General features: G+C 64.0%; 16 protein-coding genes, 1 tRNA gene and 1 pseudogene. 14 read left to right on the top strand and 4 right to left on the bottom strand.

Annotation, left to right across the window (positions count from 1 at the left end; translation table 11 throughout):
• The first annotated feature begins 22 nt into the window (after positions 1-22).
• From H7F36_RS20765 to msuE, 3 genes are all read left to right on the top strand, one after another.
• Positions 23-99 (top strand) — tRNA-Pro (locus tag H7F36_RS20765).
• A 194-nt stretch (positions 100-293) separates the two neighbouring features.
• Positions 294-434 (top strand): hypothetical protein, encoded by a 141-nt coding sequence (locus H7F36_RS20760; protein WP_187052547.1) that lies wholly within the window; start codon positions 294-296, stop codon positions 432-434.
• Positions 435-577: 143 nt separating this feature from the next.
• Complete coding sequence (gene msuE, locus H7F36_RS20755) at positions 578-1150, top strand: FMN reductase (protein WP_187052546.1); 573 nt, start codon at positions 578-580, stop codon at positions 1148-1150.
• A 40-nt stretch (positions 1151-1190) separates the two neighbouring features.
• On the opposite strand, the pseudogene H7F36_RS20750 reads toward msuE, so the two are convergent.
• Together H7F36_RS20750 and H7F36_RS20745 are read right to left on the bottom strand one after the other, a co-directional pair.
• Positions 1191-1779: pseudogene (locus tag H7F36_RS20750) on the bottom strand (hypothetical protein).
• Positions 1780-1790: 11 nt separating this feature from the next.
• The gene (locus tag H7F36_RS20745) at positions 1791-2822 is read right to left on the bottom strand and encodes a CysB family HTH-type transcriptional regulator (RefSeq protein ID WP_187052545.1); all 1032 of its coding nucleotides are present in this window, start codon (positions 2820-2822) and stop codon (positions 1791-1793) included.
• 279 nt (positions 2823-3101) lie between these two features.
• Between H7F36_RS20745 and H7F36_RS20740 the strand changes: the two genes are divergently transcribed.
• Positions 3102-3293 carry a hypothetical protein gene (locus tag H7F36_RS20740; RefSeq protein ID WP_187052544.1) on the top strand — a complete coding sequence of 64 codons (192 nt, stop codon included), beginning with the start codon at positions 3102-3104 and terminating at the stop codon, positions 3291-3293.
• Between the two features lie 48 nt (positions 3294-3341).
• Here H7F36_RS20740 and H7F36_RS20735 read toward each other — a convergent pair whose 3' ends face one another.
• The gene (locus H7F36_RS20735) at positions 3342-4433 is read right to left on the bottom strand and encodes a tripartite tricarboxylate transporter substrate-binding protein (RefSeq protein ID WP_187052543.1); all 1092 of its coding nucleotides are present in this window, start codon (positions 4431-4433) and stop codon (positions 3342-3344) included.
• A 100-nt stretch (positions 4434-4533) separates the two neighbouring features.
• On the opposite strand from H7F36_RS20735, the gene H7F36_RS20730 reads away from it, so the two are divergent.
• The 8 genes from H7F36_RS20730 (at position 4534) to H7F36_RS20695 (ending at position 12379) form a co-directional block, all read left to right on the top strand.
• Positions 4534-5427, top strand: coding sequence for a LysR family transcriptional regulator (locus H7F36_RS20730; protein WP_187052542.1), 894 nt, complete (start codon positions 4534-4536; stop codon positions 5425-5427).
• Between the two features lie 23 nt (positions 5428-5450).
• Positions 5451-5588, top strand: a complete 138-nt coding sequence (locus H7F36_RS20725) for a hypothetical protein (RefSeq protein ID WP_187052541.1) — start codon at positions 5451-5453, stop codon at positions 5586-5588.
• Positions 5589-6035: 447 nt separating this feature from the next.
• Positions 6036-7157, top strand: a complete 1122-nt coding sequence (locus tag H7F36_RS20720) for a sugar ABC transporter substrate-binding protein (RefSeq protein WP_187052540.1) — start codon at positions 6036-6038, stop codon at positions 7155-7157.
• Positions 7158-7179: 22 nt separating this feature from the next.
• Complete coding sequence (locus tag H7F36_RS20715) at positions 7180-8694, top strand: sugar ABC transporter ATP-binding protein (RefSeq protein ID WP_187052539.1); 1515 nt, start codon at positions 7180-7182, stop codon at positions 8692-8694.
• Entirely contained in the window at positions 8694-9677 is a 984-nt protein-coding gene (locus tag H7F36_RS20710) for an ABC transporter permease (RefSeq protein WP_187052538.1), read from the top strand. Before H7F36_RS20715 ends, H7F36_RS20710 begins: the two co-directional genes overlap by 1 nt.
• A gap of 7 nt (positions 9678-9684) precedes the next feature.
• The gene (locus H7F36_RS20705; RefSeq protein ID WP_187052537.1) at positions 9685-10653 is read left to right on the top strand and encodes an ABC transporter permease; all 969 of its coding nucleotides are present in this window, start codon (positions 9685-9687) and stop codon (positions 10651-10653) included.
• Between the two features lie 44 nt (positions 10654-10697).
• Positions 10698-11642 carry an SMP-30/gluconolactonase/LRE family protein gene (locus H7F36_RS20700; RefSeq protein WP_187052536.1) on the top strand — a complete coding sequence of 315 codons (945 nt, stop codon included), beginning with the start codon at positions 10698-10700 and terminating at the stop codon, positions 11640-11642.
• Positions 11639-12379 (top strand): FadR/GntR family transcriptional regulator, encoded by a 741-nt coding sequence (locus H7F36_RS20695; protein WP_187052535.1) that lies wholly within the window; start codon positions 11639-11641, stop codon positions 12377-12379. Before H7F36_RS20700 ends, H7F36_RS20695 begins: the two co-directional genes overlap by 4 nt.
• 29 nt (positions 12380-12408) lie before the next feature.
• Here the strand turns inward: H7F36_RS20695 and H7F36_RS20690 are convergent, their stop codons facing one another.
• On the bottom strand, positions 12409-12528 hold the full coding sequence (locus tag H7F36_RS20690; protein WP_315971430.1) for a MetQ/NlpA family ABC transporter substrate-binding protein: 120 nt from the start codon (positions 12526-12528) through the stop codon (positions 12409-12411).
• Positions 12529-12722: 194 nt separating this feature from the next.
• Between H7F36_RS20690 and H7F36_RS20685 the strand changes: the two genes are divergently transcribed.
• Together H7F36_RS20685 and H7F36_RS20680 are read left to right on the top strand one after the other, a co-directional pair.
• Complete coding sequence (locus tag H7F36_RS20685) at positions 12723-12983, top strand: hypothetical protein (RefSeq protein WP_187052534.1); 261 nt, start codon at positions 12723-12725, stop codon at positions 12981-12983.
• A gap of 166 nt (positions 12984-13149) precedes the next feature.
• Complete coding sequence (locus H7F36_RS20680; protein WP_187052533.1) at positions 13150-14328, top strand: ABC transporter substrate-binding protein; 1179 nt, start codon at positions 13150-13152, stop codon at positions 14326-14328.
• Positions 14329-14330: the final 2 nt, after the last annotated feature.

Genomic DNA, 14330 nt, shown 5'->3' with positions numbered 1-14330 from the left:
TCCCCGCTATAATCTGAGACTTCGGTGTGTGGCGCAGCCTGGTAGCGCACTTGCATGGGGTGCAAGGGGTCGAAGGTTCGAATCCTTTCACACCGACCAGATCGACAGGGGTTGGCAGATAAACATCCGCCAACCCCTTTTTCGTTTTCTGGCTTCGCGCGTCGATCTACGTCAACCAGACAGCTACATCCAGCCAGCTACATGCGAAAGCTGCTGCAGCCAGTTTTTCTTGATCCCCGTCCACCTTCTACCCGAACAGCGAGGTTTGCCGAACGAATGGACGAAAGAAAACCATGAGCCATCTGAACGACTACTTCGCTCGAAAATGCGCAGTTCTGCAGGCGCGCAACGCCTCCATCGAATCGAGCACTGCACGGTCCGCTCATCTGGAGACCGAGGCGGCCGAGCGGCAGGTGCCGCTGGAGAACCTCTAGGTCGACGTCAAGGGCACCGTCTATCCGTGCACCGACTTCAGAAATGCGCATATCGATAACTGAAATGCTTCTAGCCCGGGAATGGCGAACCGCGCGCTGCGGCTGCACAGTCAGAGGTCTTGCAATTCTGCGCAGCACTCAATATGTCAAAAAAACTCAAGATCGTCGCCGTCTCCGGCGGCCTGCAACGTCCGTCACGCACCCTTGCACTGGTGGAAAACTTGCTCGAAGGGTTGAACGATGCGGTGCCGGCCAACACGCGGCTCGTCGAGCTGGGCGAGATCGTCCCGAAGTTCGGCAGCGTGCTGCAGCGCGCCCATCTGCCGCCGGAGATCGAGGCGATCCTGCGCGATATCGAGACGGCCGATTTGTTGCTGGTCGCCAGCCCGATCTACCGCGGTTCTTACACCGGGCTCTTCAAGCACCTGTTCGACTTCGTTCACCACGAGTCCTTGATCGACGTGCCGGTGCTGCTGGCCGCGACCGGCGGCAGCGACCGCCACGCGCTGGCGATCGACCATCAGCTGCGGCCGTTGTTCAGTTTCTTTCAGGCCCACACACTGCCCATCGGCGTGTATGCGACCGACAAGGAGTTCGACAATTACCGTGTGAGCAGCGACGCGCTGCGGGCACGTATCGCATTGGCCGTCGAGCGTGCAGTTCCGGTGTTGTTGCAACGCAGTCAGCGCGCTGTCGCGGCGCCGGCGTTGGTCTGAGCACGCCGCAGCAAGGCGGTTAATCCACCCTGATCGCCACTCAACTCGCGTTGGCGCCGACTGTCCAGTAGAAGGTCGGATCGATCCCGTTGAGTGCGTGATCGCCCACCACGCGCGCCTTGTAGATGACCGGGTTGTGCGACGCCAGCGTACGGGCGTTGCGCCAGTGCCGATCGAGCCGCGCGTCTTCCTGCAGCGCGGACGCGCCACCCACGTCGAACACAACACGTTAGCCGGGTCGATACGGACATCGTGAAACCGCGTCGTGCCTGAAGCACTCAACCGTTGACCGAAGCCGCGCCAGTCGTCGACTCTATGAAGCCGAAGTGCGCCCGAAGCACCTGCGGCAAGTTGGAGTCGGCCTCGCCGAGCTCGATCAGGAGATCGAAAAATTGCTCTGGCGATGCGCCGAGACCGCCGTCTGCGATGGGCACGCGCAGCGCGCCGAAGCCAGACTCGCGCAGCCAGCCGACGGCCTCGTAAGCCAAAGCGCGATCGTTCTCGCGTTGCAAGGCGCCTTCGGCGATGCGCTTGAAGATCGGGCGAAAGCGTTCGGCGAGTTGCTGTGAAGAGAACGCGGTGGAAGGGCGAGTGACAGTGGCGGGAGCGAAAGGAGTTGTAGATGACATCGAACTTCGACTCAATGCCGTGCGGGAATCGAGCCGCCAGCGCCCGGCGAACGCGATAGCAGTTGTGCCAGTGCCGATTCGGGCAGCGCTTCGCCTTCATCTGCTGTGCCATTTCCAAGCGGACCCAATGCGGCAAGTGCTTCTTCAACAGCCGGTCGCGTCAGCGTCGGCGAGAAGGCTTCGATGAAAGCGTAGACATAGGACCGCAGATAAGCGCCGCGGCGCACAGCCAGCTTGGTGAGGTTGATACCGAAGAGATGTCCCACGTCGACGGCGCGCAGTCTGAGATCGCGCTCCGCTTCGAAGGCAATGCCGGCGACGATGCCGACGCCCATGCCCAGTTCGACATAGGTCTTGATGACATCGGCATCCATCGCCGTGATGGCCAGATCCGGCTTCAGGCCGGCCTCGGCGAAGGCCTGATCGATACGCGTGCGTCCCGTGAAACCGCTGTCGTAGGTGACGAGCGAATAGCCCGCCAAGCGCTCGATGGTGAGCAGCCCTTCGAGCAGCGCATGGCCCGGCGGCACGATCAACGAATGCGTCCAGCGAAAGCATGGCAGCGCCACGAGCTGCGTGTAGTCGCCCAGCGCTTCGGTGGCGATGCCGACATCGGCCTCGCCTTCGAGCAGCATCCGAGCGACTTGCTGAGGCGATCCCTGGCGCAGGTGCAACTGCACGTTGGGGAAGCGGCCGCGGAACTCCTGCACCGCCATCGGCAGGGCGTAGCGGGCCTGCGAATGCGTCGCGGCAATGGAGAGCAAGCCGTCTTCCTGCGCCAGGAATTCCTGGCCGGCCTGGCGCAAGTTCTGGCTCTCCATCAGCACGCGCTCGATGATCGGCAGCAGGTGACCGCCGGGCGCGGTGAGCCCGGTCAATCGCTTGCCTGCGCGCGCGAAGAGGGCGATGCCCAACTCGTCTTCGAGCTCGCGAATCTGTCGGCTGACCCCGGGCTGCGAGGTGTGCAGCGCATGCGCTGCTTCGGTGAGATTGAAGCCGCATCTCACGGCTTCGCGCACGGAGCGCAACTGTTGGAAATTCATGGAACCCAGAAAAAAGAAGCAGTGCCAGCAGGCAGCTGGTCTTCAATTCTGTGCACGCGCCTTCGAATTCCGAACTACCGATTCGTTGCTTTTAAATAAGCGAATGATCTGAGTGGACCTCGCAAAAACTCGCGAGCTCAAGCACATACAGCGGGCGTGCGCCTGCAACGAAAAGCGTATCAACAAACACGAATTCGTTCGTTTGCGGCTGGCGTGCGCGTCCCCAGAATCCGCTGGGTTGCCACGCGTTCCTTTTCATTACGATCCCCGGAATCTCACATGCTCCTCGTCCCCACTGCGCAAGCCCGATGTGTGATTGCACGCACGGCGTCGGTCTGGCGCATTGCGCCAGTCTCGCAACGCGAGGTGGCGCGTCGTGCGCCTCATGGCTATGTGTCGGTCCGCATCGTTCGGCGCCTGCATGCGGCCATCGTGGCATCGCAGCGGCCCGTCTTCGCGCACTCGTGGTGAAAGCCGTGGTGGACACAACGCGTTGTCGGCCTCCGCGCGTCGGCCCCTTCAGTCGCCCCGGATACCAGCGCTGACCAGAAGCGGCGCCCAGGCCCGCCGGTCTTCGTCGACCTTCGCGGCGAGTTGTGCCGGCGTGCTGTGCACGGCGACCATCGCCGCGTCATTGAATCGCCGCCCCAGTTCCTCACGAGCGACGACAGTGTTCACTGCCGCCGAGGCTTCCTCTGCGACGCCGGCCGATGCGCCACCCGGCAAGAAGAAGGCGAACCACTCGCGCATTTCCGATCGCGCGTAGCCTTGCTCGATCAGCGTTGGTACGCCCGGCGAAAACCGGCTGCGTTCGAGTCCCGAGGTGCCGAGCATTCGCAGGCGGGCGCCAGCTGCACTTGGCGGACTCGTCGAACTCGCCATATTCGCCAGGTGCGGCAACAGCAGCCCTTCCGGCAGCACCAGCACCGCGACCTGGCCCCCGAGCAGCGCGACCATGGCTGGCGGCCCGCCGGGGTATGGCACATGGCGCCAGTCCAGGCCAGCCTTGTCGAACAGCATCGCCTCCAGGATGTGCGGCAGGGTGCCGGTTCCCGGCGATGCCGCATTGGCCGAAGCAGGGTTGCGCCGCATCCAGTCGATCAGCGATGCAATGCTGTCGACATCGGCCGGCACTGCCGGGCCAACGACCACGCCGAGCTTCATTTCCGCGGCGAGAGAAACCGGCCGAAGATCGCGCGCAGGTTCGTAGCCGAGCTTCTCGTAGAGCGTGGGGTAGAGGCTGGCGAGCGCGCCCTGACCAAGCAGCCAGGTCGAGCCATCGGGTGGTGCCGACTTGAGCGCCTGCACCGCGATTTGCCCCGCTGCACCCACGCGGTTGTCGACAAACACCTGCTGCGCGAACACGCCCGTGAGTTCTTCGGCGAAGCGACGCGCGATGGTGTCCGGCACGCTGCCTGCGGGGCCGGTGCAAATGATTCGAAGCCGCTCGCGCCTGGGTGTCGACGGGGTTTGCGCGAAGCCGAACGGGCTGACGAGCGTGGCGGCGGCGGTGGCGGCGGCGGCGAGCAGCACGCTGCGCCTTGGCATAAAGCTCTTCAGGCCGTTCGTGCTGCGATGCACTAAGCCAGTCGCGAGGGCGTGTGTCTTCATGGTTGCGGCGATGTGATTTGGAGACTCAGCGTAAGCATGCAACCAGCCCGCCACAAGGCGCAGACTTGCAGAACGGGGCCGCAGTAGTGCATAACGCAGCATGCTCGACTGGAATGACCTGAAGTACTTGGTAGCGGTGGCGCGGCACGGCAGCACGCTTGCCGCGGGCCGGGCTTTGGAAGTCGACCAATCGACCGTTCAGCGGCGACTGACCGCGCTGGAGCGACACATCGGTCGCGCCCTGGTTCAGCGTCACACCAGCGGCTACCGGCTCACCGACTTCGGTACCGAGATGCTCGAAGCGGCGCAGCAAGTCGAGTGCGCCGTGCAGGCCTTCGAGCAGGCGCTCTCTGTCTCCAGGCGCAATGCGGCCGGTGCGATCCGGCTCACCTGCCCGGAGCCGCTGGTCAATCGCCTGACGCGATCAGGCCTGCTCGACCGCTTCAGTGCGCAGCACCCCGGCTTGCACGTCGAGTTCGTGATGAGCGACAAGTACATCGACCTGCGTGCCGGAGACGCCGATGTCGCACTGCGTTCCGGGGACACCGACGATGGCGTGCTGGTGGGGCGCAAGGTGGGCGATTCGCTGTGGGCCGTCTATGCCAGCAAGAACTACGTGACGCGACACGGAAAGCCGTCGAGTGTCGAAGAGCTTTCTGGCCACCCGATCGTGGCATTCGAGGAATCGATGGCGGCCCACCGCGCGAGCCAGTGGCTGCGCCAGGTAGCACCCGGTGCCACCGTGGTGGCACGCAACGACAGCGTGCTCGGCCTGCTGCTGTCGGTGAAGGCGGGCGTGGGCATCGGCCCGTTGCCAACGGCGTTGGGCGACTCGGAAGCAGAGCTGGTCCGCGTGCTCGGACCGGTCGCTGAGTTGTCACGGGACTGGCGGCTGTTGGCGATGCCGGAGATACGAAAGACGGCTCGTGTGAGTGCCTTCTTCGACTTCATGGTGGCCGAAATGGAAGCGCTCAAGCCTGTTATTACAGGGTAGCCGAAGGCAGCTAGGATCCTTCCATGAACACTGAATACAGCACCCTAGAGAAGACGCCGACGCCCGTCGGCGAGACGAAGCGAAACCTATGGGCGCGCCCGGTCATTTTGCTGATGGGAGGCATCGCCCTCGCGGTACTTTTGAGTTGGACATTGCCGTAGTTGCGGGCGAACGACCGCAGCCGGTCATAAGCGAAAGTCGGAAGTCAATTGGTGCGCAGCATCGAGTGCTCGGTGATGTCGCTTCAAACGCTTGGCCCGTATCGCCACCCTGAGCAGCCCGTCCTTGGGATACGGGCTTGCGGTTGCTGTCCGTTGGTGGCCAGGTGGCTGTGGGTACCGCCGCAGTGAAGGCCTGCGAGCCGGTAGCTGACCAGGTAGTCAGCTTCGCGCGAATGATGATGGCGGCGACGGCCAGCTTGATAGCGAATGCCTTGTTGCGTTGATCGAAAGAGGCGAGGGTTAGTCCTCAATCGTTTCACTCCGGGATTTGTATGATGACCTGCCAACCTGCTCAATGGACGACTTGACCGGTTGGCACTGCCCGGTTGCGACCGTGTGAGCGTTGGTTTGCCTCGAGCAGTCTTTCAAAAATAACAGGAGACAAAAATGACTTTCCTCACTCGCATCGCCGCGACGGCGGCACTGGTGGCATCTACCGCGGCGTTTGCCGCAGGTCCTGTCGTGGTCAGTGGCCCTGGCGAAAACCCCGGTTGCTTCAAGCCTTGGGACGCCAGCACCAAATACTTCCAGTGGCCTGCCAAGAAGGGGCCTTATCGCATCGCGCTGGCCAACGGCTTCGTGGGCAATACCTGGCGCATCCAGATGATCAAGATGGCGAAGGCTTATGCCGCGACGCCCGACATGAAGTCGCAGGTCAAGGAGTTCAAGATCGTGTCGACGGGCACGGACGTGGCGGCCCAGATCGCTGCCATGGATAACTTCATCAACTCCGGCTACGACGCGATCATCACGCTGGCGGTCAACCCGTCGGCCTTCGGTCCGGTAATCAAGCGTGCCAACGCGGCGGGCGTGGTGATCGTGCCGTTCGACAACGTGCTCGATTCCGACCAGGTCATGATGGTCAACGAGGACCAGACGTCGATCGGGTCGCAGTCTGGCGACTGGCTGCTGAAGAACCTGAAAGGCAAGACCGGAAAGCTGTTGGAAGTGCGCGGCCTGCCGGGCAACTCGGTCGACCGCGACCGTCACCTTGGGTTCAGGAAGTCCGTCGAGGCGCCGGGCAACAAGTTCGAAATCATCGAGGTCGTCGGCAACTGGGACGACGGAACAGCGCAGAAGGCGGTCGCGGATGCCGTGTCCGTGCACAAGAAGTTCGACGCGATGTTCGTGCAGGCCGGCTCCACGGGCGCCGTGCGTGCGCTCATCGACGCCAAGCATCCGATGATCCCGGTGTCGGGCGCCGACGAGAACGGTTTTCGCAAACTGTGCGTCGCCAACGCGAAAGACGGCTTGCTGTGCGCATCGATCGGCCAGTCTCCCGGACTGGTCGCGATCTCTATGAAAGCCGCCGTGGCGGCCCTGCAGGGCAAGGTGATGCCGCAGTTGATCTCGGTGCCGATTCCGCAGACCAGCCATCCGAACTTCAAGGCGGGCGAGACCTACTACCCCGACCTGAGCGATAACTTCTTCACTACCAACGAGTTCCCCGACTGCGGTGTGAACCTGAAGGCCACGGACATCATGTCCAAGGACGAGAAGAACAACTAGGCCAGACCGCGCACTCGACGCCGTGGAGCCGATCCTGCAACTGATCGACGTGGCCAAGCGCTACGGCGGCGTGCGTGCGCTCGAGCACGCCAGCTTTGCCGTCGCGCCTGGGCGCATTCATGCATTGTTGGGCGAGAACGGTGCGGGCAAGTCGACGCTGATCAAGGTCATGTCCGGTGTAGTCCAGCCGGACGAAGGCCGGATCGTCCTCGAAGGCGTGGAGCGTCGGTTCGCGCACCCGCAGCAGGCGGTGCGCGCCGGCATTGCCTGCATCTTTCAGGAACTGTCGCTCATGCCCGATCTGAGCGTGGCCGACAACATCTGCATCACCGATCCACCCACGCGCTTCGGCCTGGTCGATCGCAAGGCGCAACGTCGCGTGGCCGAAGCCGCATTGGCGCGAGCGGGTGCCGAAGACATCCATCCGCTCGCGCCGGTGGAGAGCCTCACGCTCTCCCGTCGGCAAATGGTCGAGATCGCGAAAGCCCTGGCGCGCGAACCGAAGATCCTGATCCTCGACGAAGCCACTTCGGCGCTGACCGCGGCCGACGTGAAGCGCGTGTTCATGCTGCTCAATCGGCTGCGCAGCGAAGGCATGGCGATCGTCTACATCTCGCACCGCATGAACGAGATCAAGGAACTTGCCGACGACTGTTCCGTGTTTCGCAACGGCAGCCACGTGGCCACCTTCGCGGCCGGGACGCAGAGCGATGCGCAGACCGTGGAAATGATGATCGGGCGCGACATCGCGCATGCGTACCCCCCCAAGCCCGCGCCTTGCGACCCCTCCGCCACGCCGGCGCTCGAGGTACGCGGCCTGTCGTGGAACGGCCGCCTTCACGACATCGACATCGCAGTGCGGCCTGGCGAGATCGTGGGCCTCGGCGGCCTGGATGGTCAGGGGCAGCGCGAGTTGTTCCTGGCCCTGTTCGGCGTGTTGCGCGGTGCGGCCGGCGAACTCTTGCTGGAGGGCCGGTCGGTCGAGGTCCGCAATCCCCGACACGCCAAGAGCACCGAGGTAGGCATCGCCCTGGTGCCCGAAGACCGCAAGACCGATGGGCTGATGCTGCCCATGTCGGTCAACGACAACCTCAGCTTCGCGGCGCTCGATCGCCTGAGCCGCATGGGTGTCGTCGCGACCGCGGTCGAGGACAAAGCCGTGGCGGAGATGGTGCGACGGCTGTCGATCAAGGTGTCGAACGTGCGCGTGCCCGTCGGCACGCTGTCGGGTGGCAACCAGCAGAAGGTCGTTATCGGCAAGTGGTTGATGAACGCGCCGCGCGTCTTGTTGCTCAGCGACCCGACTCGCGGCATCGATGTCGGTACCAAGCAGGAGATCTACGCGCTGCTGCGCGAACTCGCTGCCGCGGGCGCCGCGGTCATGCTGTATTCCACGGACTATGCGGAGCTCATCGGCTGCTGCGATCGGGTCGCGGTGTTCTTCGACGGGCGCATCGTGCGCTGGCTGGCCGGCGCCGAACTCACCGAACACGCGCTGGTGTCGAGCGCACTCAACCTCGAGGCCGAGGCCGCCTGATGCACTCCGACGCGTACCACCGTCTGCGCGAACACCGTGCCACGCTGATCGCAGTTGCCTTGTTCGTCGTGATTTTCGCGCTCTACATTGCCAAGCACCAGGTCGGATGGACGGTGCCTGTTTTGACGACGGCGGCGAACAAGGGCGTGCTGCTGGCCATCGTCGCGATGGCTCAGACGCTCGTGGTCCTGACGGGAGGCATCGACCTCTCGGTCGGCATGGTGTTCGTGCTGGCCAATTGCCTGGCGTCGCATTTGGTGGTCGGTACGCCGTTGCAGGCGGCCGTCGGCGTGATTGCAGTGCTGGCGGCAGGGGCTGCCTGCGGCTTCGTGAACGGCGCGATCATCGTCTACGGAAGGCTGCAGCCGATCATCACGACGCTGGCCACCGGCATCATCTATTTCGGCTTCTCCCTCGGCCTGCGGCCAGTACCCGGTGGCGACGTGCAGGCCGATCTCGCCGAGGCGCTCACCGGTGCGTTGCCTGGCGGTGTGCCGACGATGCTGGTCGTGCTGCTCGCCGTGGTGCTGCTGGTGTGGGTCCCGTACAGCCGCTCGGTCGTCGGCCGCGCTGCGCTGGCCATCGGGTCGTCGGAAGCCGCGACCTACATGTCCGGCGTTGCAATCGGCCGGGCAAGGATCGTCGCGTACACGCTGGCCGGCTTTCTGGCCGCCGTGGGGGGGCTGCTGCTGACTTTCGTCACCTTCTCGGGCGAAGCGTCGGCGGCCATCGGCGGCGTCTACACGCTCAATGCGATCGCCGCCGTCGTGATCGGCGGCACGGTGCTGTCGGGAGGCGCCGGCAGCGCCATCGGATCGATCTTCGGCGCCTTCACGCTCCGCACCATCGGTGACCTGCTTTTCGTCTTCGACCTCGAGCCGTTGTGGCAGCCGTTGTTCCAGGGCGTGATCCTGCTGGTGGCGGTCAGCCTCGGTTCGCTCCGCCTGCTCAGGCTCGACAACCGGCTCGACATGTTCCGATGACGCGCGCATGACGACCCTCGTGCTGCGACTTCGCGATTCAGGCCATCTGCCGGTGGTGGCGGGCGCGCTGTGCACGCTCGGCCTCCTGCTGATCGGCAGCCTGTATTCCCGCAACTTTCTCTCGGCCGACTATCTGTTGCTGCAATTGCAGATCGCCTCCTTCCTTGGCGTGGTCGCGACCGGCGCGATGCTCGTCATCCTGCTGGGTGGTATCGATCTTTCGGTGCCGTGGGTCGTCACGGTGGGCGGCATGATGTCGACTGCCGCGGCAGGCTGGTGGGGCGACACCGGCGCGTTGCTGGCCATTCCTTTCGGCATCGGATGCGGCGCGATGCTGGGCTTGCTCAATGGCATCGGCGTGGCGTACCTGCGGGTGCCCTCGATGATCTTCACTCTGGGTATCAACGCCGTCGCCCAGGGCCTGATCGTGCTGCAGACCGGTGGCTTTGCGCCGCAAGACCGGGCGACCCCTGCGATGCACGAACTGGCGACCGGTCGGCTGGTCTTCGGCTTGCCGAATGCGTTGCTGGTGTGGGCAGTCGTCGGCGCTGCGACCATGTTCCTGCTGCACCGCACGACGCTGGGCCGCTCGATCTATGCCGTCGGAAACCGCGAACGCGCCGCCTACCTGTCCGGCATCGACACGCGACGAGTCACCCTGCTGTGCTTCGTCATCGCGGGGGCCTGCTCGGCCGCGGCCGGTGTACTGCTCACCGGCTATTCGACCAAGGCCTACCAGGCGATGGGCGACGCCTACCAGTTACCTGCCATCGCAGCGGTGGTGCTGGGCGGCACCAACATATTGGGTGGACGAGGCTCCTACCTCGGCACCGTCGTCGGCGTGGTGATGATCACCTTGCTGCAATCGATCCTGTCGGTGATGCAGATTCCGGAGATGGGCCGCCAGGTGATCTATGGCGTGGTCATCATCGCGATGCTGCTCGTCTATGGGCGTGGACGCCGTCACTCCGAGTGAATGATCGCGAGCAGGAAGCCGTTCAACCGACGAAAGGGCGAGACATGACCATCAAGCTGGATTCCGATTTCGAAGTGATCGACGCGCGCTTCCGGCAACTCGTGTTCCCAAATGTCCACGTGGACAAGCTCTACACGGGATGCCGCTGGGCCGAAGGGCCGGCGTGGTTCGCGGCGGGACGCTATCTGGTGTGGTCGGACATTCCGAACGACCGCATGCTGCGCTTCGACGACACGGATGGCTCGGCGTCGGTGTTCCGGCAGCCGGCGCTCAACACCAACGGCCATACGGTCGATCTCCAGGGCCGCCTTGTGTCTTGCGAGCACCGCGGGCGCTGCGTGTCGCGCACCGAACACGACGGAAGCCGCACCGTGCTCGCTTCTGCCTACCAAGGCAAGCGCCTCAACTCACCGAACGACGTGGTGATCAAGTCGGACGGCAGCGTCTGGTTCAGCGACCCGAGCTATGGCATCGACAGTGACTACGAAGGCGACGCGGCGACCAGCGAGACCGGAGAATGCGCGGTCTATCGTGTCGGCACAGACGGTGGCCCTGTCGAGCGAGTGGCCGGTGGCTTCGTGCAGCCTAACGGCCTGGCCTTCTCGCCCGACGAAAGCCTGCTCTACATTGCCGACACCGGTGCCACGCACATCGCTGACGGGCCGATGCACATTCGCCGGTTTCGGGTCGGTGACGACGGTCGCAGCCTGAGCGGCGGCGAAGTATTCGCCGAGTCCAGCGCCGGACTGTTCGACGGCTTTCGCCTGGACACGCAAGGGAACCTCTGGACGAGCGCCGGCGATGGCGTGCACTGCTATGCGAGCGACGGAACGCTCCTTGGCAAGATCCGATTGCCTGAAGCCGTGGCGAACGTCTGCTTCGGTGGCCCCAAACTGAACCGGCTTTTCATTTGCGCGACCACCTCGCTCTACGCGGTCTATGTCAACGCGCGTGCCGCCGGAAGACCGACAGCCTCGTCCGCACGATGACCCTGTCAGCAGCCCCCGCGCCGACCAGCTTGCTGGCGGTCGAGCGGTTGTCGGATCGGCTGGCCTCGATCCTCGCTGCGCAGATCGAAACGGGCAAACTGCGCCCAGGCGATCGCTTGCCGACCGAAGCCCAGCTTGCGGATGCCCATGGCGTTTCGCGCAGCGTGGTGCGAGAGGCGCTGCACCAGCTCCGCTTGCGCGGGCTGTTGCGCTCGCGCCAGGGCTCTGGCGCATTCGTTCAGCCGCCGTCGGTGACCCAGCCGCTGGTGTTCGACTCGCGCGTGCTGACGTCTCCCTTGTCCGTCGTACAGGTCGTAGAGGTTCGTCGTGCGCTCGAAGGCGAGATGGCGGCACTGGCTGCCGAGCGTGCAACTCCAGCCCAGATGCGGGCACTGCGCATGGCGTTGAAGGCGCTCGACGCCGCCACCGCGGCCGGAGCCGACGGCGTGGCCGAGGACCTGCTCTTTCATCGAAAAATCGCCGAGGCGACAGGCAATCCGCAGTTCGAATTGTTTATCGGCTTTATCGAGCAATACCTTCGTGACGCGATGCGGGTGACGCGTGCGAACGAGGCGCGCAGGTCGGACTTTGCCAATGCCGTTCGGGCCGAGCACGCGGACATCGTGAAGGCGATCGCCGACCACGACAGCGCACGTGCGCGGCGCATGGCCACGCGTCACATGCAGCGAGCCGTGCTGCGCCTGTCCGAAGGTGGCGTGACGCCGGCAGCCTCCTAGTGGCCGGCCCCTGCCGCTTGGCAGTTCGTTCAGAAAGCCGGTACGAGCGCGCCGTTGAATTTCGACTCGATGAAGCGCTTCACTTCAGCCGAGTGATATGCCTTCACCAACTGCTGCGCGCAGGGCTTGTCTTTGTCGACGCGCTGCACCGCGATGATGTGTGGGCCTACCGCTTTCGGCGCAACGCACGGCGAAGCATGGTTTTGGAAAAGCCCCAGGCAGTGACCCCGCTACAAACCCGTGTCAGAAAAGATGCCGATCTGTTGAAGGGACCGTAACAAAGTGGGGATTCAGGGATGACCACCGGTTCGCCATCGCGTTAGTGCGTTATCTTCGATGTCACATGACCACCGTGCCGACACCCCCGCAACTCGCCCACATCGATGACGATGCACTCGCGAGCCTCGCTGCGAGCTGGCGTGCGCAGGCGGCACGTGGTGACCGAGAAGCCTTCGGCATCGCGCATGCACTGGAAGTCGAACGCAGGCGACGCCTGCGGGCGAGCCAGATGCAACAACTGCCGCCCGAGAAGCCGCCGATTGCGCGGCCGTGGTGGAAGTTCTGGAATTCGGCAGCCGACGACCAGTCGATGTGGCCGTCCTGACGGACCGATAGCGGACGCCGCGCCAGCGAGCGTCGACACCGACACCACGCAACGTAGTGCCGGTCATGGATGAATACCCTCGGTCGGTTTTACCGGGCGCTGAAATACATTGCCCGTTGAGACAACGATGCCGCGATACAGCGGTGCCGCACACCCACAGGACGTCATGACCATCCGCCACACCTCCGGCATTTCCCGCCGCAAGTTTTCAGGGGCTCTTTCCGGTGCTGTCACCGCGAGCATTGCACTGCCCGGCTTCATGGGTCAGGCGTGGGCGCAGGGCGCCACCATCAAGATCGGCATGTGCGCGCCGGTGACCGGTCCGGCCGCCGAGTCGGGCAGGTATGCACAGATCGGGGCCAAGCTCGCGATCGAAGCTGTGAACAAGGCAGGCGGCGTGCTCGGCAAGCAGGTCGAACTGATCGTCGAAGACGACCAGACCACCAATCCGGGCATCGTGCTGGCATTTTCCAAGTTGGCCTCGCAGACCGATATCGTCGGCTTCCTCGGCTCGATTCGTTCGACGCAAGTCCACGCGATGGCACCCGACGTGATGAAGATCGGCAAGCCGGTGATGATCGGCGGCACAGACCCGACGCTCACGCACATGGGCAACCAGTGGCTGTTTCGTTTTCGTCCCAACGACTCGTACTCGGGCAGCGTCATCGCCGAATACGGCGTCAAGACGCTCGGCAAGAAAAAGTGGGCGATCGTGCATTCGACGGACGCTTTTGGCACGGCGGGCGGCAAGGCACTGACGGCAGGCCTGGCCAAACACGAAGGCACGACCATCGCGCTCGATCAGGGCTACGCCAATCAGAGCCAGGACTTCACGCCGGTGGTGCTCGCCATCAAGCAGTCGGGCGCCGACATCCTCGGCTCCTACTTCACGTTCGAAAACGACCTCGGCGTGTTCGCCCGGCAACTGCGCCAACTCGGCGTGACCATTCCCTACATCGGCTCGCCATCGATCGTGAACATCACGGCCTTGAAGCTTGCCGGCCCGGCGCTCTACGGCACTTACGGCGTGGCGGACTATGCCGAGGAATCGAGCCCGGCCTCCAAGGCTTTTGGCAAGGCCTACCGCGATGTCGCGAAGGTCGCGCCCGACAACCAGTCGTCATGGACCTACGACGCCATCACGGTGTTGTGCATGGCGATCAACAAAGCCGGCAAGACCGATCCCGTCGCCGTGCGCGAGGCCATCCTGGCCATTCGCAAGCACGCAGGCGCCGAGGGTGAGTACAACTTCGACGCCAACGGCGACGGCCTGCACGGCTACAACATCGTGAAGAACGACAAGGGCAACATCGTCTTCGACAAGCACGTCGAGTCGGGCACCTGATC

Origin of the sequence: Variovorax sp. PAMC28562, from assembly GCF_014303735.1 — a bacterium.
Classification (GTDB): Bacteria; Pseudomonadota; Gammaproteobacteria; order Burkholderiales; family Burkholderiaceae_C; genus Variovorax.
The sequence above is the reverse complement of the archived record's forward strand: the minus strand, read 5'-3'. Positions and strand labels throughout refer to the sequence as shown.